This window comes from Salsuginibacillus halophilus (assembly GCF_003014715.1).
Classification (GTDB): domain Bacteria; phylum Bacillota; class Bacilli; order Bacillales; family Marinococcaceae; genus Salsuginibacillus; species Salsuginibacillus halophilus.
In genome coordinates this window covers 69,992-92,368 of the sequence record NZ_PYAV01000006.1, presented here as the reverse complement: position 1 = coordinate 92,368, position 22,377 = coordinate 69,992, and the positions used below count along the sequence as shown (strand labels likewise).

Annotated in this window: 19 protein-coding genes; 18 read left to right on the top strand and 1 reads right to left on the bottom strand. The window is 48.8% G+C overall.

Going from position 1 to position 22,377, the window contains the following annotated elements; genetic code table 11:
- Positions 1-44 precede the first annotated feature (44 nt).
- The 9 genes from B0H94_RS06775 to pyrG all read left to right on the top strand — a co-directional run bounded on the left by B0H94_RS06775 (position 45) and on the right by pyrG (position 13,422).
- Entirely contained in the window at positions 45-2,180 is a 2,136-nt protein-coding gene (locus tag B0H94_RS06775; protein ID WP_106588508.1) for a (Fe-S)-binding protein, read from the top strand.
- Positions 2,181-2,400: 220 nt separating this feature from the next.
- Complete coding sequence (locus B0H94_RS06770) at positions 2,401-3,585, top strand: acetyl-CoA C-acetyltransferase (RefSeq protein ID WP_106588507.1); 1,185 nt, start codon at positions 2,401-2,403, stop codon at positions 3,583-3,585.
- Positions 3,586-3,633: 48 nt separating this feature from the next.
- The gene (locus B0H94_RS06765) at positions 3,634-4,488 is read left to right on the top strand and encodes a 3-hydroxybutyryl-CoA dehydrogenase (protein ID WP_106588506.1); all 855 of its coding nucleotides are present in this window, start codon (positions 3,634-3,636) and stop codon (positions 4,486-4,488) included.
- Between the two features lie 10 nt (positions 4,489-4,498).
- On the top strand, positions 4,499-5,641 hold the full coding sequence (locus tag B0H94_RS06760; protein ID WP_106588505.1) for an acyl-CoA dehydrogenase: 1,143 nt from the start codon (positions 4,499-4,501) through the stop codon (positions 5,639-5,641).
- Positions 5,642-5,661: 20 nt separating this feature from the next.
- Positions 5,662-6,804: an acyl-CoA dehydrogenase gene (locus B0H94_RS06755; protein ID WP_106588504.1), complete on the top strand. Its 1,143-nt coding sequence runs from the start codon at positions 5,662-5,664 to the stop codon at positions 6,802-6,804.
- Between the two features lie 26 nt (positions 6,805-6,830).
- Positions 6,831-7,475 carry a TetR/AcrR family transcriptional regulator gene (locus tag B0H94_RS06750; RefSeq protein WP_106588503.1) on the top strand — a complete coding sequence of 215 codons (645 nt, stop codon included), beginning with the start codon at positions 6,831-6,833 and terminating at the stop codon, positions 7,473-7,475.
- 17 nt (positions 7,476-7,492) lie between these two features.
- On the top strand, positions 7,493-10,720 hold the full coding sequence (gene icmF, locus B0H94_RS06745) for a fused isobutyryl-CoA mutase/GTPase IcmF (RefSeq protein WP_245893930.1): 3,228 nt from the start codon (positions 7,493-7,495) through the stop codon (positions 10,718-10,720).
- Between the two features lie 305 nt (positions 10,721-11,025).
- Positions 11,026-11,511, top strand: coding sequence for a DNA-directed RNA polymerase subunit delta (gene rpoE, locus B0H94_RS06740; protein WP_245893926.1), 486 nt, complete (start codon positions 11,026-11,028; stop codon positions 11,509-11,511).
- A 303-nt stretch (positions 11,512-11,814) separates the two neighbouring features.
- Entirely contained in the window at positions 11,815-13,422 is a 1,608-nt protein-coding gene (gene pyrG / locus B0H94_RS06735; RefSeq protein WP_106588501.1) for a CTP synthase, read from the top strand.
- Between the two features lie 555 nt (positions 13,423-13,977).
- Here the strand turns inward: pyrG and B0H94_RS06730 are convergent.
- Entirely contained in the window at positions 13,978-14,502 is a 525-nt protein-coding gene (locus B0H94_RS06730; protein ID WP_106588500.1) for a DUF2529 family protein, read from the bottom strand.
- Between the two features lie 170 nt (positions 14,503-14,672).
- Between B0H94_RS06730 and B0H94_RS06725 the strand changes: the two genes are divergently transcribed.
- The 9 genes from B0H94_RS06725 (at position 14,673) to B0H94_RS06685 (ending at position 22,372) form a co-directional block, all read left to right on the top strand.
- Positions 14,673-15,041: a response regulator gene (locus tag B0H94_RS06725; RefSeq protein WP_106588499.1), complete on the top strand. Its 369-nt coding sequence runs from the start codon at positions 14,673-14,675 to the stop codon at positions 15,039-15,041.
- Between the two features lie 161 nt (positions 15,042-15,202).
- Positions 15,203-16,069 (top strand): class II fructose-1,6-bisphosphate aldolase, encoded by an 867-nt coding sequence (gene fba, locus B0H94_RS06720; protein ID WP_106588498.1) that lies wholly within the window; start codon positions 15,203-15,205, stop codon positions 16,067-16,069.
- Positions 16,070-16,231: 162 nt separating this feature from the next.
- Positions 16,232-16,870 carry a fructose-6-phosphate aldolase gene (fsa, locus tag B0H94_RS06715; RefSeq protein ID WP_106588497.1) on the top strand — a complete coding sequence of 213 codons (639 nt, stop codon included), beginning with the start codon at positions 16,232-16,234 and terminating at the stop codon, positions 16,868-16,870.
- 67 nt (positions 16,871-16,937) lie between these two features.
- Positions 16,938-18,224: a UDP-N-acetylglucosamine 1-carboxyvinyltransferase gene (gene murA / locus B0H94_RS06710; RefSeq protein ID WP_106588496.1), complete on the top strand. Its 1,287-nt coding sequence runs from the start codon at positions 16,938-16,940 to the stop codon at positions 18,222-18,224.
- 30 nt (positions 18,225-18,254) lie between these two features.
- Positions 18,255-19,223, top strand: coding sequence for a class II fructose-bisphosphatase (glpX, locus tag B0H94_RS06705; protein WP_106588495.1), 969 nt, complete (start codon positions 18,255-18,257; stop codon positions 19,221-19,223).
- Between the two features lie 347 nt (positions 19,224-19,570).
- On the top strand, positions 19,571-20,857 hold the full coding sequence (rho, locus tag B0H94_RS06700; RefSeq protein WP_427909935.1) for a transcription termination factor Rho: 1,287 nt from the start codon (positions 19,571-19,573) through the stop codon (positions 20,855-20,857).
- Between the two features lie 121 nt (positions 20,858-20,978).
- Positions 20,979-21,224, top strand: coding sequence for a type B 50S ribosomal protein L31 (locus tag B0H94_RS06695; RefSeq protein WP_106588493.1), 246 nt, complete (start codon positions 20,979-20,981; stop codon positions 21,222-21,224).
- A gap of 140 nt (positions 21,225-21,364) precedes the next feature.
- Positions 21,365-21,985, top strand: coding sequence for a thymidine kinase (locus B0H94_RS06690; protein WP_106588492.1), 621 nt, complete (start codon positions 21,365-21,367; stop codon positions 21,983-21,985).
- A 57-nt stretch (positions 21,986-22,042) separates the two neighbouring features.
- Positions 22,043-22,372 (top strand): four-helix bundle copper-binding protein, encoded by a 330-nt coding sequence (locus B0H94_RS06685; RefSeq protein ID WP_106588491.1) that lies wholly within the window; start codon positions 22,043-22,045, stop codon positions 22,370-22,372.
- Positions 22,373-22,377 lie beyond the last annotated feature (5 nt).

The following is a 22,377-nucleotide window of genomic DNA, read 5'->3' as shown; positions in this document are numbered from 1 at the left end:
CAGCCGATTTTTACAACATGTTTTTTATAAGGGGGAAGATTTATATGGAGACATTTCTCTGGATTAACTTTATTGCGTTTCTCGCAATTACGATTTACGCCATTTACTTATTTGCATCGCTCGTAAAAACGAGGACGATGTTTGTAAAGCTCGGGGAAAAGCCGACGTTTATTAAGTCAGCAAAAGAACGTTGGAATGATGTGCTCGTTAACGTCTTCGGACAGAAAAAGCTGCTGAAAGATAAGAAGAGCGGTATCATCCACGTCATGTTCTTTTACGGCTTTTTGCTCGTACAAGTGAGCGCCATTGATGTCATCTGGCGCGGCTTGAACCCGGGCTCACACTTGCCGCTTGGTCCGGTTTATCCGATTTTTACGATTTCCCAGGAAATTATTGTTGTTATGATTCTTGCCGCAGTTGTATGGGCGTTTTACCGCCGTTATGTGGAGAAACTCGTACGCCTGAAGCAGAATTGGAAAGCTGGCCTTGTACTGATCTTTATCGGGGGCTTAATGGTTTCGAAATTATTCGCCAAAGGTGCGGACATGGTATGGCATGACCGGGCAGCAACCGGATTTGAGCCGATTGCTTCAATGCTAGGGTTCGCGATGGCGCCTCTCGGTGAGGCTGCAGCGATTGGGATTTTCTACGTTGCATGGTGGGCACACTTATTGTTTTTGCTTACCTTCCTTGTCTACATCCCGCAGTCCAAACACGCTCACTTAATTGCCGGCCCGGCAAACGTCTGGCTTGGTCCGACCCGGCCGACCGGTAAATTAGATGCGATTGATTTTGAAGATGAAACAAAAGAAGAGTTCGGCAAAGGTAAAATTGAAGACTTTGACCAAAAACAGCTGCTTGATCTGTACGCCTGTGTAGAGTGCGGGCGCTGTACCAACATGTGTCCCGCCACTGGCAGCGGTAAAATGCTGTCACCGATGGATCTGCTTTTGAAAATGCGCGATCATTTAACAGAAAAAGGTGCGGCCGTTACTTCGCGCCAGCCTTGGATGCCGACATATGCCTTCAGTGGTGCGAACGCTAACCAGCTCGCCGGTCAATCACTTGATGAAGCAGCAGCCGCATCAATGTATGATGTAAGCTTGATCGGTGATGTGATTACAGAAGAAGAGTTATGGGCATGCACGACGTGTCGTAACTGTGAGGACCAGTGCCCGGTTATGAATGAGCACGTCGATAAAATCATTGATATGCGCCGGTACCTTGTAATGACTGAAGGAAAAATGGATTCAGAAGCGCAGCGTGCGATGACAAACATTGAGCGCCAGGGTAACCCGTGGGGCATTAACCGGAAAGAGCGGGAGAAGTGGCGCGAGGGCCGCGAAGATATTGATGCGCCGACGGTACGCGAAGTGAAAAAGCGCGAGGAAGAATTTGAATACCTCTTTTTCGTCGGGTCTATGGGCTCTTATGACAAGCGGAGTCAAAAAATCGCTCAGTCGTTTGCCCGTCTAATGAATGAAGCCGGGGTGAAGTTTGCGATTCTTGGTAATAAAGAGAAAAACTCTGGTGACACACCGCGCCGTATCGGTAACGAGTTTTTATTCCAGGAGCTTGCGGCTGATAACATCGCAGAGTTTCAGAAAAATGATGTGAAAAAGATCGTTACCATTGATCCGCACGCTTATAATATCTTTAAAAACGAATACCCGGAATTCGGGCTTGAAGATGTAGAAGTGTATCACCATACGGAGATGCTTGCGTGGCTCATTGATGAAGGGCACTTGAAGCCAAATGAAGCGATTAACGAAGTGATCACGTATCACGACTCCTGCTACCTTGGTCGTTACAATGAAGTGTATGATCCGCCGCGTCACATTTTAGAAAACATTCCGGGGCTGCAGGTTGTTGAGATGGAGCGTAACCGCGAAGACGGCATGTGCTGCGGCGCCGGCGGCGGGATGATGTGGATGGAAGAAGAAGCAGGCCACCGCATTAACACCGCCCGCACCGAGCAGGCACTTGATGTCAACCCATCGATGATCGGCAGCGGTTGTCCGTACTGCTTAACGATGTTAAGTGACGGAACGAAAGATAAAGAAGTTGAAGATGATATAGCGACGATGGATGTTGCTGAGATCTTAGAGCGCTCTGTGCTTGGCGGTCAACAACACGTTGAACCAAACCCGGAGCCCGAACCAGAGCCTGAAACTGTATAACAGCGGGCCGAATCCCCGTGGCAGCCGCATAAAGCTGCGACGGGGGTTTTTTACAGATATAGATTAATTCAATGGTACAACCTTGCGTTTTTTTCCATAATGAAGTAAGTTAAAAGAAAGCGTTTTCAAAGATTGCGAAATAATAAGATTGTAGAAGTTTACGTATATATATGTGGCGAGCGAGCGTTCAGTCGCTTATGCATCAAAGGAGGTATTTTTTATGAAAAAGACAGCGATCATTGCCGGCGCACGAACCCCGTTTGGCGTATTTGGCGGCAGCTTGAAAACTGTGAAACCTGCTGAGCTCGGCGGTCATGTGCTGCAGGCAGCAGCTGCAAGAGCTAATACTGCACCAGAAGAAATTGAAGAAGTTTTGATGGGGCATGTACTTCAAGGCGGGCAGGGACAGATCACTTCCAGGCAGGCAGCGCACGCAGCCGGTTTCCCGTGGGATGTAACGACAGAAACGATTAATAAGGTGTGTGCCTCCGGCATGCGCAGCGTTACTTTTGCGGATCAAATTATTCGCGCCGGGGACGGACAAATTGTTGCAGCCGGTGGAATGGAATCAATGAGCCAGGCGCCGTACACGCTGCCGAATATGCGCTTTGGTGAGCGTATGGGAGACGGCATTGCTGAAGATTTAATGCTGAAAGACGGCCTGCAGTGCAGTTTTACAGATGTACACATGGGCGTTTACGGCAACTATACTGCAGAAGAGCTGGAGATTTCACGAAGTGAGCAGGATGCATGGGCGGCACGGAGTCATGAGCTCGCAGCAAAAGCGCAGGCGTCCGGCCGGTTTGCCGAAGAAATCGAGCCGATTGAAGTGCGCAGCCGAAAAGGTGACGTAACGACCATTTCTGAAGATGAAGCACTTAGACCGGATACAACCGTCGAAACATTAGCTGGCTTAAAACCGGTCTTCGGGCGCGATGGTACGATTACGGCCGGCAACGCCCCAGGCGTAAACGACGGCGCATGCGCGATGCTTTTGATGGACGAAGCGAGCGCACACGACCGTGGCATGCAGCCGCTTGCGACCATTGAGTGTCAGACGTCACTGGCGCTGGAAGCAAAAGATTTCCCGAAAACACCTGGCCTGGTCATTGAACAACTGCTTCGTAAAAGTGGCTGTTCGCTTCAAGATATCGATTTATTTGAAGTGAATGAAGCGTTTGCGGCGGTAGCGCTTGCAAGTCGCAATATCGCCAAGCTTGATGAAGCGAAGCTGAACGTAAATGGTGGTGCGGTTGCCCTTGGCCATCCGATCGGCGCAAGTGGTGCCCGAATTATTTTAACGCTTGCCCACGAATTAAAGCGGCGGGGCGGTGGACTTGGTATTGCTGCGATTTGCAGCGGCGGTGGCCAGGGCGATGCAGTGCTCCTCCGTGTAGATCCATAAAATGAAGCAGAGAAGGCTAATCAAATTTTTAATAAAGGAGCGGGTTATATGAGTATGCAGACAGTGATGGTGGTTGGCGCCGGACAAATGGGAGCAGGGATTGCACAGGTGCATGCGGTAGCTGGCTTTCACGTATATTTCAATGATTTAACGGAAGAGAAGGTAACCGCAGGGCGTCAGGGAATTGAAAAGCAGCTGCAGCGCCAGGTGGATAAGGGACGTATGGAGCAGGATGCCATGCAGGACGCACTCGGTCGGATTACGCCGTCAACGAGCTTGGAAGATGCTGCCAATGTTGACCTCTGCATTGAAGCCGCAGTTGAGCAGATGGAGATTAAAAAGAAAATCTTTCAAGAGCTCGATCGTCATGCACCGACGACAGCAATTTTAGCGACCAACACGTCGTCGCTTCCGATCACAGAGATTGCTGCTGAAACGAACCGGCCGGCGCAGGTGATCGGTATGCACTTTATGAACCCGGTACCGGTTATGAAACTTGTAGAAGTCATCCGCGGCCTGCAGACAAATGAGGATACGTATAAGGATGTGAAGGCAGCAGCTGAGGCGCTTGGTAAAACGCCTGTGGAAGTAAACGATGCGCCAGGCTTTGTTTCCAACCGGGTGCTCATGCCAATGATTAACGAAGCGATTTGCACGGTAAATGAAGGGATTGCCGCACCGGAAGATGTCGATCAAGTAATGACGCTTGGAATGAATCAGCCGATGGGGCCGCTCACCCTCGCTGATTTTATCGGTTTGGATACTTGCCTTTACATTATGGAAGTACTTCACGAAGGTTTCGGCGAAGATAAATACCGGCCGTCTCCACTCTTGCGTAAATATGTAAAAGCCGGCTGGCTCGGTAGAAAATCCGGCCGCGGGTTTTACGTGTACAACAACTAGGGGGTGCAACATGCAATTACATCTCACAGAAGAACAGCAGATGATGAAAAAAATGGTGCAGGATTTTGCTGCTGACCGGGTCGCCGCTGCCACGCCCCACATGGAAGCAACAGATGAGTTTCCACATGAACTAATCCGTTCAATGGGAGAACTTGGCCTCATGGGGATTCCGATCCCGGAAAACTACGGCGGCTCCGGGATGGATTTCACCTCCTATATTACAGCGATTCATGAGATCTCAAAAGTGAACCCGGCTGTCGGTGTCATTTTGTCGGTGCATACATCTGTCGGCACAAATCCGATTTTATATTTCGGCAGTGAAGCCCAAAAGGAAAAGTATGTGCCAAAGCTTGCTTCAGGGGAATACGTTGGCGCGTTTGCTTTAACCGAACCTGGTGCCGGGTCTGATGCAAAAGCGATGAAAACAACAGCTGTTAAAGACGGAGAAGCTTATGTGTTAAACGGCTCAAAAGTCTTTATTACAAACGGCGGGGCAGCTGATACGTATATCGTTTTTGCGAAAACAAACCCTGCAGCCGGTGCGAAAGGTGTCACGGCGTTTATCGTTGAAAAGGATACACCAGGATTTCAAGTAGGGAAAAAAGAGAAGAAGATGGGGCTTCGCGGCTCAAACACGACAGAGCTTATTTTTGAAGACGCCCGGGTACCGGAAGAAAACCGATTGGGAGAAGAAGGCGAAGGTTTTAAGATCGCCATGGCCAACCTCGATGCCGGACGAATCGGTATCGCAGCGCAGTCGCTAGGTATTGCTGAAGGGGCGCTTGAAGCAGCTACAGCTTACGCGGACGAACGTAAGCAGTTTGGTAAGCCGATCGGTGAGCAGCAGGGCGTTGCCTTCAAGCTTGCAGACATGGCGACAGCGGTCGAAGCATCCCGTTTATTAACGTATCAAGCGGCCGGGCTCCGGGATCACGGCCGCACCACGGTAAAAGAGGCATCCATGGCAAAACTTTATGCTTCAAAAACGGCGGTGGAGACAGCGATTGAGGCGGTGCAGGTGTTTGGCGGCTACGGCTTTACCACCGAGTATCCGGTCGAGCGGTTTTTCCGGGATGCCAAAGTATGTGAGATTTACGAAGGTACAAATGAAATTCAAAAACATGTCATCAGCCGCGAATTACTGCAAGATTAATAAATAAAGGGGTTCTAATCATGAATTTTTTACTTACAGATGAGCAAGAGATGATACGTAAAATGGTCCGCGACTTCGCTGTAAATGAAGTGGGGCCTACAGCTGCAGAGCGCGATGAAGAAGAACGCTTCGACCGGGAGATTTTTGATCAGATGGCTGAACTCGGTTTAACCGGTATCCCTTGGCCGGAAGAGTATGGCGGGATTGGAGCAGATTATCTCAGCTACTGTATCGCCGTTGAGGAGCTTTCGCGTGTATGTGCCTCAACGGGTGTGACGTTATCCGCCCACGTGTCGCTTGCCGGCTGGCCGGTCTACATGTTCGGAACTGAAGAACAGAAACAAAAGTATTTGCGCGCGATGGCAGAAGGCTCAAAGATCGGGGCTTACGGGTTAACTGAACCGGGATCTGGTTCTGATGCGGCCAATATGAAAACGACAGCGGAAAAAGACGGCGACAGCTATATTTTAAATGGTTCGAAAATTTTTATAACAAACGGCGGCTTAGCGGATTACTACATCGTCTTTGCGGTTACAGATGCTGCGAAAAAACATAAAGGCGTGAGTGCGTTTATTGTCGAGAAAGAGTTTCCTGGTTTTTCAGTTGGAAAGAAAGAAGAGAAACTCGGGATCCGTTCTTCACCGACGACAGAAATCATTATGGAAGACTGCCGCGTGCCGGCGGAAAACCTGCTCGGTGAAGAAGGCCAGGGCTTTAAAATTGCGATGATGACGCTCGACGGCGGACGTAATGGTATTGCCGCCCAAGCGGTCGGTATTGCTCAAGGCGCACTCGATGCATCGACCGGTTATGCGAATGAGCGTAAACAGTTCGGCAAACCGATCGGTGAACAACAAGGTGTGGCGTTTAAGCTCGCAGACATGGCTACAAAAATCGAAGCTTCGCGACTCTTAACGTATCAAGCGGCGTGGCGGGAAAGCGAGAAACTTCCATATAGTAAAGCATCAGCTATGAGTAAACTGATGGCCGGCGACACGGCGATGGAAGTGACAACAGAAGCGGTGCAGGTGTTTGGCGGTTACGGCTACACGAAAGAGTACCCTGTGGAACGTTACATGCGTGATGCAAAAATCACCCAGATTTATGAAGGGACAAATGAAATTCAGCGTCTCGTCATTTCAAAGATGCTGCTTGCAGATTGATGATAACTTAAAAGGGAGGTAAGTGGATGGAGAAAAAGCGTGTCCCGTCACTTGTAAAAGATGAAGCACTTGTTCATAAACGCCGGGCGCAGATGGTGAAAGGGGCGGTGGCTCTTTTCAAAGAAAAAGGATTCCACCGGACAACAACCCGTGAGATCGCAAAGGCTTCCGGCTTTAGTATCGGTACATTGTACGAGTATATCGGTTCAAAAGAGGATGTACTATATCTTGTTTGTGATGCAGTTTATGGTGAAGTGATGGAACGGCTTGAACAGCTCTTAACCGAAGAAAATGCAGGGGTCGAGCGCGTCCGTCACCTTGTGCGCTCCTTATTTAAAGTAATCGACGAGATGCAGGATGAAGTGCTCGTGATGTATCAAGAGGCAAAGTCGCTGCCGAAAGAGGCACTCCCATACGTGCTGCAGCGGGAAAAAGAAATGACAGAGCGGATTCAGGACGTGCTTGCAAAAAGCCGTGCTGAAGGTGTGATCCAACTGCCTGATGAGCAGCTGCCGCTTGCTGCAGAGAATTTAATGGTTAAAGGCCATATGTGGGCTTTCCGCCGCTGGTCACTAGCTTCAAGTTATTCGCTTGAGACGTACACAAAAGCACAAATTGAACAGATTTTGTCTGGTTTAAAAGCTGATGTTGAAAATAAAAGGGGGAGATGAGGGTGGCCCAGCAAAACATGTACCGCCCGGTTAATCACATCCGGTTTGTGACAGCTTCAAGCTTGTTCGATGGTCATGACGCCTCAATTAATATTATGCGCCGGCTCCTGCAGTCCGGCGGCGCCGAAGTGATTCACCTCGGTCATAACCGCGCTGCTGAAGAGGTGGTTGAAGCAGCCATTCAAGAAGATGTGCAGGGGATTGCGATTTCATCTTACCAAGGGGGACATATTGAATATTTTAAGTACTGCTACGATCTTTTAAAGGAACGCGGCGCCGGTCATATTCAAATTTTCGGTGGAGGTGGAGGTGTAATCACACCGCCGGAAATTAAGGAGCTTCATAACTACGGGATTGCCCGAATTTTCTCGCCGGAAGACGGGAGGGAATACGGCCTGCCGGGAATGATCAGCCGCATGCTTGAGATGAGCGACTTTGCGACACCAAAGCAGGTCGAAGCTGATATGAAGGCTTTGCAAGCAGGGGAGATGCAAAGTTTAACGCGTATGCTCTCGGCAGTGGAGTTATCTGCTGATACTGAAAACATAGCACTCACGGAGGGGATTAAAGCCCTCGAAGCGGAAAAACCGAACGCTCCGGTGCTTGGTATGACTGGTACTGGCGGCGCCGGCAAGAGCTCACTGACGGATGAACTCGTCCGCCGTTTTCTCCACCAGTTTCCTGAGAAAAAGCTTGCCATTCTTTCCATTGATCCAACGAAGCAGAAAACCGGCGGTGCGCTGCTTGGTGACCGGATTCGGATGAATGCCATTCATTCACCGCGCGTGTTTATGCGGAGCCTTGCCACGCGGGGATCAAAAACGGAGATGACAAAAAATATGGATGAAGCACTGCTGCTCACAAAAGCGGCAGGTTATGATTTCATCATTATTGAAACGAGTGGGATCGGGCAGGGGGATGCAGAGATTACTGATGTAGCGGACGTAGCGATGTATGTCATGACGAGTGAATTCGGTGCACCATCCCAGCTTGAAAAAATCGATATGATTGATTTTGCTGATTTAATTGCGATTAATAAATTCGACAGAAAAGGGTCTGAAGATGCACTCCGCGATGTGCGTAAACAGTATCAGCGTGCCCATCTCCGCTTTGATGAGCCGCTTGAGTCGATGCCGGTATATCCAACCATTGCGAGCCAGTTTAATGACGCCGGCACGAATGTTTTATTTAACGCCCTGACAAATGTGGTAAATGAACGCTTCGGTACCGATTGGCCGGCAGATTTAGCGATAAACGGTACCCCTGGTGAGAAAGACCATATCATTCCGCCGGAGCGGGTGCAGTATTTACAACACGTTGCTGAAACTGTGCGCAGCTATAAAGCGCATGCAGATGAGCAGGCGGATGCAGCGCGGCGGTTGTTTCAACTTGATGGTACGAAAAAGCAGCTTGAAACAGGCGCACCGGAAGTGATTGGAGCCATTGATACAAAAATAGAGAGCGTAGAAACTGAACTCACTGACGAAACGAAAGCGGTGCTCGATAACTGGGAGGCACTACACGAGGAATACAGCGGTGACACTCATACAACAGTTATCCGCGGAAAAGAAATCGTTAATGAGTTGAACGTTGAAACTTTATCAGGCTTAAAGATCCCGCGGGTGCAGCTGCCGCATTTTAAAGACTGGGGCGAAATTGTCCGCTGGTCGTACAAGGAAAATGTTCCTGGGCGTTTTCCGTTTACAGCCGGCGTCTTTCCATTTAAACGCAAAGGTGAAGATCCAAAGCGGCAGTTTGCCGGTGAAGGACCGCCGGAGCGGACGAACCGGCGCTTTCACTATTTATCCCAGGACGATGACGCAAAGAGATTGAGCACGGCGTTTGATTCGGTCACACTGTACGGGGCTGATCCTGATCCGCGTCCGGACATTTACGGTAAAATCGGAGAGAGTGGTGTAAGCATCGCCACCCTTGATGACATGAAAAAATTGTACGAAGGGTTTGATTTAACGGCGCCATCTACCTCTGTCTCGATGACCATTAACGGACCGGCGCCGATCATTCTTGCTATGTTTATGAACACCGCAGTGGATCAGCAGGTGGAGCGCTTTACTGCAGAGAACGGCCGCTCACCGGACGCCGGCGAATATCAAAAGATTCAAAGTGAGACGATGTCAGTTGTACGCGGCACGGTACAGGCTGATATTTTAAAAGAGGATCAGGGACAGAACACGTGTATCTTTTCGACTGAATTTGCGCTGCGTATGATGGGTGACATTCAGCAGTATTTCATCGACCACGAGGTACAAAACTATTACTCTGTTTCAATTTCCGGTTACCACATTGCTGAAGCAGGGGCGAACCCGATTAGCCAGCTTGCGTTCACGCTTGCGAATGCCTTTACGTATGTGGAATATTACTTGAGCCGTGGTATGGATATCGATGAATTTGCGCCAAACCTATCATTCTTTTTCAGTAACGGTCTCGATCCGGAATATACGGTGATCGGCCGTGTAGCCCGCCGCATCTGGTCGACCGTGATGAGGGACAAATACAGCGGCAGCAGCCGGAGCCAGCGTTTAAAGTACCACATTCAAACATCCGGCCGCTCCCTGCACGCGATGGAAGTAGACTTTAATGACATCCGCACCACCTTGCAGGCGCTCCTTGCGATCTATGATAACTGTAACTCGCTGCACACAAATGCGTTTGATGAGGCGGTCACGACTCCGACGGAGCATTCGGTGCGCCGGGCGATGGCAATTCAAATGATCATTACAAAAGAAATGGGTCTTGCAAAAAATGAGAACCCACACCAAGGTTCTTTCATTGTTGAGGAGTTAACAGAGCTTGTGGAAGAAGCTGTTCTCACTGAACTTGAGCGCATAAACGACCGGGGCGGAGTGCTCGGTGCCATGGAGACGCAGTATCAACGCGGCAAGATTCAAGAAGAATCGATGTACTATGAAATGAAAAAGCACACAGGTGAACTGCCGATCGTTGGGGTGAATACGTACTTGAGTCCACATGAGGAAGAAGAAGACTTTGATATGGAGCTTGCCCGCGCTTCAAAAGAAGAAAAAGACGGCCAGATCGAAAAACTGCACGCGTTTCAAGCACGTCATGCCGAGGAAGCGCCTTTCGCATTGCAGCGTCTGCAGGAAACGGCGGTTACCGGCGGAAACATTTTTGCTGAATTAATGGCAACCGTCAAAGTGGCAAGTCTCGGTCAGATCACAGAAGCATTGTATGATGTAGGTGGTCAGTACCGCCGGAACATGTAATGGCTGCCGAGGAAGTTGAAGTCTTACCCGAGGCATGCGTCCGCGTCCTCCACAGGTGGTATTAAAACATTGTCTACACGCTAGTCCCCTGTGTATGCAGGGGCAGGTTTTGCGTGCGATTGGACCAATGCCTCTTTCTCTTAAACTTTTCTTATGTCAGCTTGAAAAAAATGTGCGCCAGTGCTGGCATAAACCGTATAGATATGTTTATAATGAAAGGTATGATTGATAACGGATACCCTGTGGGGGAAGGCTGAACTCAGCTGCTCCCGCCGATGAATATGAACGGAAAGGAAGTGGGGTCCTTGGGTCTGAAAACGTACACGAATGAACAAATTCAAGAGTTCTCTTCGTTAGAAATTGCTCATGCACTCATGGCAGAAAAGAAAGAGCCGGTGGCATATACCAATTTGTTCGAAGAAATCGCTGAAATGAAAGGTTATGGAGGCGATGAAAAGCGGGCGCGCCGCACAAAGCTTTATACCACGATGAATATCGACGGCCGCTTTGCTTACATGGGTGACAACCACTGGGCACTGCGCGGCTGGTATCCTGCAGAAACGAGCGACGAAGAACTCGCTTCAACCTTTAAGGCGAACAAGAAAAAATCAACAGAAGCACCGCCGGAAGACGCCATGCTTGATGAAGATTTTGAAGAAGGCTTTGAAAATATTGAAGACGAGCTCGATGAATTATCTCAAGAAGAAAACGCTGGAGCCGAGGAAAAAGACGAGTTTGCAGCGTTTGATGACAGCCAGGAAGTTACACCAAGCACTGATGAAGAAGAGTAATTTTTCCGGTCCGGCAAACGCTTGACTTTTCAAAAGTGCCGGAGTAAAATCATCTTTGGGCTTTTGCAGAACGTGAAATAAACGAACGACATTGGCATACAAGATTGCATATTAAAACAAAAGTGCGCCCCCGAAGACTACATAAATTCGGCGGCCCTTTTGTTTTTTTAATGCCGGGAGCCAGGCGCTTCCTGCAATATAAGCTGGACCCTACAGGCTGACGAATCTTAACAGCCTCCCTCTTAATGATAACGCCAGCTGCAGACTGTAATGGGAAATTAAAAAAGGAGTCGATGAATCACCATGTCTACGAAATATATTTTCGTCACCGGCGGCGTAGTCTCCTCCCTCGGTAAAGGGATCACGGCCGCTTCGCTTGGACGCTTATTGAAAAACCGGGGATTTGAAGTGACGATCCAGAAATTTGACCCGTACATTAACGTTGACCCGGGTACGATGAGCCCGTATCAGCACGGTGAAGTATTTGTTACAGATGATGGCGCAGAAACAGACTTGGACCTCGGTCACTATGAGCGCTTTATCGACATTAATTTAAGCCAGAACAGCAACGTAACGACAGGAAAAGTGTACTCCTCTGTCATTCGTAAGGAGCGCCGCGGTGATTATCTCGGTGGTACGGTACAGGTCATTCCGCACGTAACAAACGAAATTAAAGAGCGGGTTTACCGCGCCGGCCGCGAAACGAACGCAGACGTTGTTATTACTGAAATCGGCGGTACTGTCGGCGATATTGAAAGCCTTCCATTTCTTGAAGCGATCCGTCAGGTGAAAAGTGACGTCGGTGTTGAGAATGTGATGTACATTCACTGTACGCTAATTCCGTACTTAAACGCTGCAGCAGAGATGAAGTCTAAGCCGACCCAGCACAGCGTAAAAGAGCTGCGCAGCCTTGGGATTCAGCCGAACATGATCGTTGTCCGTACAGAGAGCCCGGTACCAGAAGGCATGAAAGAAAAGATTGCTCTCTTCTGTGATATTAAGAAAGAAGCAGTTATTGAAGCGCGCGATGCAGATACATTGTACAAAGTGCCGCTTGAACTGCAAAACCAGAATCTCGACGGCCTTGTTTGCGACTTCCTTCATCTGCCACAAGGTGAAGCGGATATGACGGAATGGAAAGCCCTCGTCGAGCGAGTGACTAACCTTTCCGGCACGAAGCGCATTGCGCTTGTTGGTAAATATGTAGCACTTCCGGACGCTTATTTGTCCGTATCTGAAGCTTTAAAGCACGCAGGTTATCACTTTGACGTTGATATTGATATTGACTGGGTCGACTCTGAAGAAGTGACTGCAGAAAACGTAGCTGACAAACTTGGAAGCGCAGATGGTATTCTCGTTCCAGGTGGCTTTGGTGATCGCGGGATCGACGGTAAAGTACATGCGATTAAGTACGCGCGTGAAAATAACGTACCATTTCTCGGCATCTGCTTAGGCATGCAGCTCGCTTCTGTAGAATTCGGCCGCGGTGTTGCCGGTTTAGAAGGTGCAGGTTCTGCTGAGCTTGAACCGGAAACCGAGCACCCAGTCATTGATTTGCTGCCGGAGCAGAAAGATGTAGAGGACATGGGGGGCACCCTGCGTCTCGGTCTCTACCCTTGTAAGCTGCATGAAGGTACCATTGCGAAACAAGCATACGGCGAAGAAGTGGTATATGAGCGCCATCGCCACCGCTATGAGTTTAACAATGCGTACCGTGAAGCACTTGAAGCGTCCGGCTTCGTCTTCTCCGGTACAAGCCCGGACGGTCGTTTAGTCGAAATCATTGAGTTGAGTGATCATCCGTATTTCGTGGCGTCACAGTTCCACCCGGAATTTGTATCGCGCCCGAACCGCCCGCAGCCGCTGTTCCGCGAATTTATCCGTACAGCTGCCGGCGAAGAAGCGGAATAACCAAAATCAACCCCCACCGCAAACGGCTGCGGTGGGGGTTGATTACGGGGTGGCGGCAAGGCCAGGCTTGAAATTCAAGTACAGCATACTGTTCCGAGCTTCGCGGGCTGCCCTGTTAAGAGGGTAAGAGACCTTTACTTCAGACGGACGCTTTCCCGAGGGCTTGGCTTCAGCTAACTTGCTCGATTGGATTGTCAATCGAACAAGTGGATCTTCAGCCTGCGCTTGACCCTCTGGGAGTCGCCGTCTTTCGTTTCGGTCACTTTTACATTTGTATATGGTTCGTTTGATCACTCATAAAGCGTCATGATGAAATGGATTCATGTAGATATTGCTTGATCATTTAGATCTCTAACATTTATGACCATGAAATGACGCAAAGCTGACGAGCACCGGCGGCGGCGCCACCATGAACAGCGTCCGCCGAAAAGCGACGTCAGCCGTAGTCTTACTTAAAAGCTTGTCTGCACACTCAAATCAACCCCCACCGCAAATAGCTGCGGTGGGGGTTGATTTATGATACATCTATGAAGTATTTATCAAACGTAGGTTAGATTATTCAGCATCTTCAAGCATATCCTGGATGAATAGTGCGAGGAGTTGAAACGCATAAAGCCCGGCTAAGGTTGTACCGTCACCAAAACGGCTGCCGTCTAAATCAGGCACAAGCCCGTCCGTTGCGTACGTCGGTATGTGGATCGGAGCTTCCACACCTTCTGCACTTGCAACATCTACAGCTTCTGGACCAATGACGACAGCCGGAACAAAAGACGCTGCCGCTTGCTCAAGCAGCTCAGTAAGCGCTTCTTTTTCCCCGGCGGCGCTGAAAATTAATACCCGGTCCATCGGGCTGAAATCTTTATTGTTATCATCTGGAAAAGGAGTGCAGCCTGCAGGTGCATCAGCTGCACAGCGTGCCGCAGCTTCAATACCGGCAGCTTTTGGGGTTGCTGTTGTATAAAGTGTGCCACTGCCTTTTACAGCTTGCGCTAAAAGGCGGGCACCATCTTCAAGTGCTTCTTCTTCCTGTTGAATTTTTTGAAATACACCTTGCAGTTGCGTAGAGAACATTTTGATCATTTTAACGCCTCCAAATCGATTGTGCCATCGAATTATAACACGTTATTTCGGCACAGGAATGGGTTTCAATAGTAATGAAAATGAAAGCGATTAACATTATCGAAAGGATTTACCTTAAAAGCTGTGAGGTTTACTATATAAATAAGGCAAATTATGTGAGGGGTCTTTTCATGAAAACAGTAATGATTGTGGATGATCAAGAAGGGATACGTATGCTGCTGCGTGAAGTACTTCAGGAAGACGGTTTAAACGTCTGTGAAGCAGCAAATGGCGAACAGGCGCTTGCAACAGCTGAACAAGCTGAGCCTGATCTTCTTCTTTTAGATATGAAAATTCCGGGAATGGATGGGCTCGAAGTGCTTGAACATCTGCGCAGCCGTTCGTTTCACATGCCGGTCATAATGATGACGGCTTACGAAGAATTAAATATGCGTGAGCGGGCTGGGGAGCTCGGGGTCTTGAACTATTTTTCCAAGCCGTTTGATATTGAAGAGGTGCGCCGGGAAGTGTGGCAGCAGCTTGATGCAGGTACGTCATAATTTTTTCGAAATCCTGCTTTCGTTTTTCGTGAAACCGGATGAAAAAGCCGGTGAATGTGATATAATAACCGAAGATACTGATGGAGAACGGTGCACCGTCAGGTTGACACACCCCATTAGGAGTCAAGAGATTATAGAGAAGAAATGAAGGAGGAGTTACCATGCCTTTAGTATCAATGACAGAAATGCTCCGCACAGCGAAAGCAAACAACTATGCGGTCGGGCAGTACAACTTAAACAACCTGGAGTTCACCCAGGCTATTCTGCAGGCGGCTGAAGAAGAGCAGTCCCCGGTGATTTGTGGTGTATCCGAAGGTGCTGCAAAATATATGGGCGGTTTCCCGGCTGTTGTGTCCTTAGTGAAATCTTTGATGGATGCTTATAACGTTACTGTTCCGGTCGCGATTCACTTGGACCACGGCTCCAGCTTTGACAAGTGTGTTCAAGCGATTCATGCTGGCTTTACATCCGTAATGATTGACGGTTCCCACGATCCGCTTGAAGAAAACATTGCACTAACAAAGCGTGTTGTAGAAGTTGCGCATGCAGCCGGTGTTTCTGTTGAAGCAGAACTCGGTCGCATCGGCGGTCAAGAAGACGATATTGTCGTTGATGATGCTGAAGCAGCTTACGCGATTCCGGAAGAGTGTGAGCGTTTAATCCGTGAGACAGGCGTTGACTGCTTTGCTCCAGCACTCGGTTCTGTACATGGTCCTTACAAAGGCGAGCCGAACCTTGGTTTTAACCGCATGGAAGAAATCAACAACCTTGTCGGCAACGTACCACTCGTTCTGCACGGCGGTACAGGCCTGCCGGTTGAAGACGTGAAAAAGGCGATCCGTTATGGCCATGCAAAAGTTAACGTGAACACAGAAAGCCAGATCGCTGCAACTGAAAAGATTAAAGAGGTCTTTGAAGAGCAGCCGAACCAGTACGACCCACGTAAATATCTCGGTCCGGCACGTGAAGCGATCAAAGAAACAGTTAAAGGCAAAATGCGTGACTTTGGTTCTTCCAACCAAGCGTAAAGCGTTTTATGAAGAAGAGCAGAGGGCTGCTGGCCTTCTGCGCCCTTCTTCATTTTTAAACCTTGTTTTGTAAAGGTTTACACATTAATCTCTTGACTCCGGTGCGTCAAAAGCATCGTTATAATCTAAGAAAATTGAATTTTTCAACAGGGGGCCAACATCGTGAAATTCTTTATTGATACAGCAAATCTTGATGACATTCAGGCGGCACACGCGCTTGGCGTACTAGATGGCGTAACGACCAATCCGAGCCTTGTAGCAAAAGAAGGTGTCAATTTCCATGACCGTTTAAAGGAAATCACTTCAGTTGTAACGGAAGGTTCGGTTAGTGCCGAAGTTATTGCAACAGATGCAGAAGGAATGATTAATGAAGGTCGGGAGCTTGCTAAAATTGCACCAAACATTACCGTGAAAGTCCCAATGACAAAAGATGGTCTGCAAGCTGTAAAAACGTTCACTGATGAAGGAATCAAAACGAATGTTACGCTCGTCTTCTCCAGCGTCCAAGCCTTGCTTGCCGCACGTGCTGGTGCAACGTACGTTTCCCCGTTTATTGGCCGGCTCGATGATATTGGTCATAACGGCCTCGATTTAATTGATGAGATTGCCCATATTTTTGCTGTCCATGACATTTCCACAGAAATTATTGCAGCCTCCGTACGTCACCCGATGCACGTGTCAGAAGCAGCAGCGCGGGGAGCTCATATTTCCACAGTGCCTTTCAAGGTCATCGAACAGCTCATGCAGCACCCATTAACAGATCAAGGCATTGAAAAATTCTTAAAAGACTGGAACGGTTGATGCCAACCCAACAATGAAGTATGCGTCAAGACGGCGACAGCCGCAATGAAAAGAGGATGTGACGCATTTGGATAAACTTTTCGTTGAAGGCGGGACGCCGCTTCACGGCTCAGTTTCAATCAGCGGAGCGAAAAATAGTGCTGTGGCTTTACTGCCAGCAGCTCTATTAGCAGATGCAACAATAAAAATTGAAAATGTACCGGCGATTTCAGATGTCGCTGCTCTCCAGCAAATGCTCGAAGCAGCTGGGGTGTTTGTTCATCGCGAAGGCAGCCGGGTGACCATTAACCCACAAGGGGGCCGGCCGGCACCACTGCCGGCCTCACAAGTGAAACAGCTCCGGGCTTCTTATTATTTTATGGGTGCAATGCTTGGGCGCTTTAAGCAGGCTTCGCTCACCCTTCCCGGTGGCTGTGATTTAGGTCCGCGCCCGATGGACCAGCACATGAAAGGTTTTGAAGCTTTAGGAGCTGAGGTATTCACCGAAAAAGGCACGATGCATATCCGTGCGCAAGAACTGACAGGTGCCCGGATTTACCTAGATGTTGTCAGTGTCGGTGCGACGATAAATATTATGCTTGCAGCTGTAAAAGCAAAAGGCCGGACAGTGATTGAAAATGCCGCCAAAGAGCCGGAGATTATTGATGTAGCTACGCTTTTATCGAGCATGGGCGCTGATATTAAAGGGGCTGGCACAGATATGATCCGGATTGAAGGACAAAAGGTGCTTTCTGGATGCACCCATGCTATTATCCCGGACCGGATCGAAGCAGGTACCTATATGATTGCTGCCGCGGCAGCTGGCGGCGAAATCATGCTTGAACCGGTCATACTAGAGCATGTAGAACCGCTAGCAGCCAAGCTTGAAGAAATGGGTGTTCAAGTAGAGTTCTCAGGTGAACGTCTGCGCGTCTGTGCGTCCGAGCGTTTAGAACCGATCGATATTCAAACCCTCGTGCACCCTGGTTTTCCGACAGATCTGCAGCAGCCAATGACAGCTCTTCTGACAAAAGCAGAAGGAACTAGTGTGGTAACAGATACGATTTATAGCGCCAGGTTTAAACATATTGATGAACTACGCCGCATGAACGCACGTGTCAAGCTCGAAGGCCGCTCTGCCTTGATTGAAGGTCCGGTTAAACTTCAGCCGGCTGCGGTACAAGTTACTGACCTTCGTGCCGGGGCTGCGCTTGTGATTGCCGGATTAATGGCAGATGGCACTACAGAAATTGTCGGTATCGATGATATCGATCGGGGTTATGAACATATCGAGAAAAAACTGCGCGCCCTTGGGGCAAGGATTTGGCGTGCACCGTTAACGGCAGAAGAAGCACAAGAAGTTCGTGAATATTGATTTTAAAGTTCTCGCTGAGGGGGAAAAATAATGGAACGAAGTTTATCCATGGAGCTTGTACGTGTAACAGAAGCAGCCGCTTTGTCTGCCGCCCGCTGGATGGGTCGTGGCGAAAAGGAAGAGGCTGATGCCGCGGCGACAAGCGCAATGCGGGATGTCTTTGATACGATCCCGATGAAAGGTACCGTCGTGATCGGTGAAGGTGAGCGCGATGAAGCACCGATGCTTTACATTGATGAAACCCTCGGCAACGGTTTCGGACCGCGGGTCGATGTTGCGGTCGATCCGGTGGAAGGCACTGATATTGTGGCGAAAGGAACTTGGAATGCCCTCGCTGTACTAGGTGTGGCTGATGATGGACACATGCTCCATGCACCGGACATTTACATGGACAAAATTGCAGTAGGACCTGAGGCGGTAGGTGTTATTGATATGGAAGCACCGGTCGTTGATAACTTAAATGCTGTAGCGAAGGCAAAAGGTAAAGAAGTAGAAGATTTAGTCGTCTCTATTCTTGACCGCGACCGCCACGCTGAACTTATTAGTGAGGTGCGCAGCACAGGGGCCCGGATTAAGTTGATCCCGGCCGGTGATGTAGCTGGTGCGATGAATACAGCGTTTGATGAAACCGGTGTAGATATGCTGATCGGCTCAGGCGGGGCACCGGAAGGCGTGTTAGCAGCTGTTGCCTTAAAGTGTCTCGGTGGCGAATTGCAAGGACGTCTTTTGCCACAAACCGAAGAACAGGAAGAACGGTGCGGACGCATGGGGATTGATGATATTCACCGTGTCCTTCGAATGGATGACCTGGTAGGCGGAGATGATGCGATCTTTGCGGCAACCGGAGTGACTGACGGTGAGCTTCTAAAAGGTGTTCATTTTAAAGGTGGCAGAGCTACAACAGAGTCGCTCGTTATGCGTGCCAAATCAGGTACAGTTCGCTTTGTTGACGGTACGCACAACGTGAGCAAAAAGCCAGATTTTGTTATTAAACCGTAACTGCGGTCGAACGAATGAAAGTGCGCTGGGCAGAAGGCGCACTTTCTGTTAGTTTTTGAGCTTTACTGGCGAAAAAATTCAATTGAACGTCACTGCCATTTCAAGGTACAATAAAAGAAGTAACGTACGTAATCCTTCAACATGTGCTCATTCCTTTCACTGCAGATACCCTCCCGTTTTTAGTCCAACTGGATGTCTTACGTAACCATTTCCGGTGTTCTCAACAGGAATAAGAACAATAAATAAGTACTTATGTATGCTGCAAATCATCTTGAGCATACATTTGAAGGCGTGCGCGCCGTGAATTTATAGAAAAGTGGTGACGATGTTTGAGTGTAAATTTAGCTATGCTAGAAGAGAAAAACTTGAAAGAGCTTTATGCATTAGCCAAGGAATATAAAGTCTCTTATTACAGCAAACTGACAAAACGTGAGCTTATGTTTGCAATTTTAAAGAGCCAGGCGGAAAAAGACGGCTACATGTTTATGGAAGGTGTACTAGAGATCATTCAATCAGAAGGCTACGGCTTTTTGCGTCCGATCAATTATATGCCGAGTAACGAAGATATTTATATTTCAGCTTCGCAGATCCGCCGTTTCGACTTACGTAATGGTGATCGTGTTTCTGGTAAAGTTCGTCCACCAAAAGACAATGAGCGCTATCACGGTCTTTTACAAGTGGCAGCGGTGAATGGTGACGAGCCGGATACAGCGAAGGAGCGTCCGCATTTTCCGGCGCTTACCCCTTTGTATCCCGATCGTAAAGTAGCGCTTGAAACTACCCCGGGCCGGACTTCCGCCCGCATTATGGACCTGGTCACACCGGTCGGCTTTGGTCAGCGTGGTTTAATTGTTGCGCCACCAAAAGCAGGGAAAACCTCCCTTTTAAAAGAAGTTGCTAACAGCATTACCGAGAACCATCCAGAATCTGAACTCATGGTGCTGTTAATTGATGAGCGCCCGGAAGAGGTTACAGATATTGAGCGTTCGGTAGATGGCGATGTTGTCAGCTCAACGTTTGATGAAGTGCCGGAAAACCATATTAAAGTAGCTGAACTCGTGCTTGAACGGGCAATGCGTCTTGTGGAGCAGAAAAAAGATGTCGTCATTTTAATGGACAGCATCACCCGCCTGGCCCGGGCTTATAACTTGGTCATTCCACCAAGCGGTCGTACGCTTTCCGGCGGTATCGATCCGGCAGCATTCCACCGGCCGAAGCGCTTCTTCGGTGCAGCGCGTAATATTGAGGAGGGCGGAAGCTTAACGATTCTTGCCACAGCTCTTGTTGAAACCGGGTCGCGCATGGATGACGTTATTTATGAAGAGTTTAAAGGAACCGGAAATATGGAGCTGCACTTAGACCGCAAACTCGCCGAGCGCCGGATTTTCCCGCCAATCGATATTCGTCGCTCAAGCACGCGCAAAGAAGAACTGCTCGTATCCAAAGATCAGCTTGAAACACTATTTATGATGCGCCGCACCATGAACGATTCACAGGAATATGTGGAAAGCTTTATTAAAAAGTTGAAAGAAAAGAAAACAAATCAAGAATTTCTTGATGATATGCAAAAAGAAAAAGAACGCCAGCGCAATCAGAAAAATGGCACAAAAGCCGGCGCCTACTCCTCTCAATAAATGTAGATTGGGAAATTCGTCAACAGTGGTTGAAAAACGAGAGGGGTATTGCTATAATTTCTCTATGTGTGAAAACCAACTCTGTATTCTTTAACGATTCAGGGCAGAAGGAGTGAATATCATGAAGCAGGACATCCATCCGGAATACCGTAAAGTTGTATTTATGGATACAGGCACGGGCTTTAAGTTTCTCAGCGGTTCTACAAGCGCTACTGAGGAAACGATCGACTGGGAAGACGGTAACTCATACCCGCTCATCAAAGTGGAGATCAGTTCCGACTCTCACCCATTCTACACCGGCAAGCAGCGTTTGGCTGATACTGGCGGCCGTATCGATCGCTTTAAGAAAAAATACAACCTCGACTAAAATTTCATGGTTGCATTTAAAGAACAGGCAGGGGGTCGCCGCTTGCCTGTTTCTTTTTTGCTCTTTTTCCTTTTCAATGCCTTGATCGCAATTACATATCAGCATGTCACGGGATGGATTTTTTGTGTGGAGGGTTTTAAATGCAGCGTATCAAATACGAAGGCGGACTTGAAGTGATTTGTGGCAGCATGTTCTCTGGTAAATCCGAAGAACTTATTCGCCGTGTTCGCCGGGCCGCGTTTGGCAACGTGCCTGCCGCCGTCTTTAAACAAGCTTTTGACGACCGATACAGCCAAGAAGAGGTCGCTTCACATAACGGTACGAAAACAATGGCCCGGGCTGTGCAGCAGCCGCTTGATATACTCGATCTCGTTGATGAGCATATACAGCTTGTGGCAGTGGACGAAGTGCAGTTTTTCGATCCGTCGATTGTTCAAGTGGCACAACACCTTGCAGACGAAGGTTATCAAGTGATCCTTGCTGGATTGGACCAAGACTTTCGCGGTGAGCCGTTTCCGCAGGTGATGCAGTTAATGACGCTGGCTGAGGAAGTGACAAAGCTGCAGGCGGTATGCCCGTCCTGCGGTGAGACTGCCAGCCGCACGCAGCGTCTTATTGACGGGGCACCGGCGCATTATGATGATGAAATCATCCTGGTCGGTGCTTCAGAAGCCTATGAACCGCGGTGCCGCCGCTGTCACGAAGTACCCGGCAAGCCGGCAGCGCTCGAGGAGCTGAAACAGCCTGTAAAAAGTGATTAATGAAAATGTCCTCAGGGAAAGATGATATTAGATTTCCATAAAGGAGGGCGTTTTTTAATGGAAAAAGAACAGCAAAATCAATTGCTTGAAGCGCTACAAGCCTGCCAAGCTGCCTGTAACCAGTGTTTTGATGCCTGTCTTGAAGAAGATCACGTGGGGCATATGACTACTTGTCTTCGCTTGGACCGGGAATGCGCCGATATGTGTGCTTATCTCGCTCAAGCAGTGCAACGCGGCAGCCCCTTTGTAACTGAACTGGCGGCTGTTTGTGCGAAAATTTGTGAGACATGTGCAGATGAATGCGCGAAACATGACGATGAGCACTGCCAGCAATGTGCAAAAATGTGTCGTGAGTGTGCACAAGTGTGCCGTGAAGTAGCGGCGTAAATTAC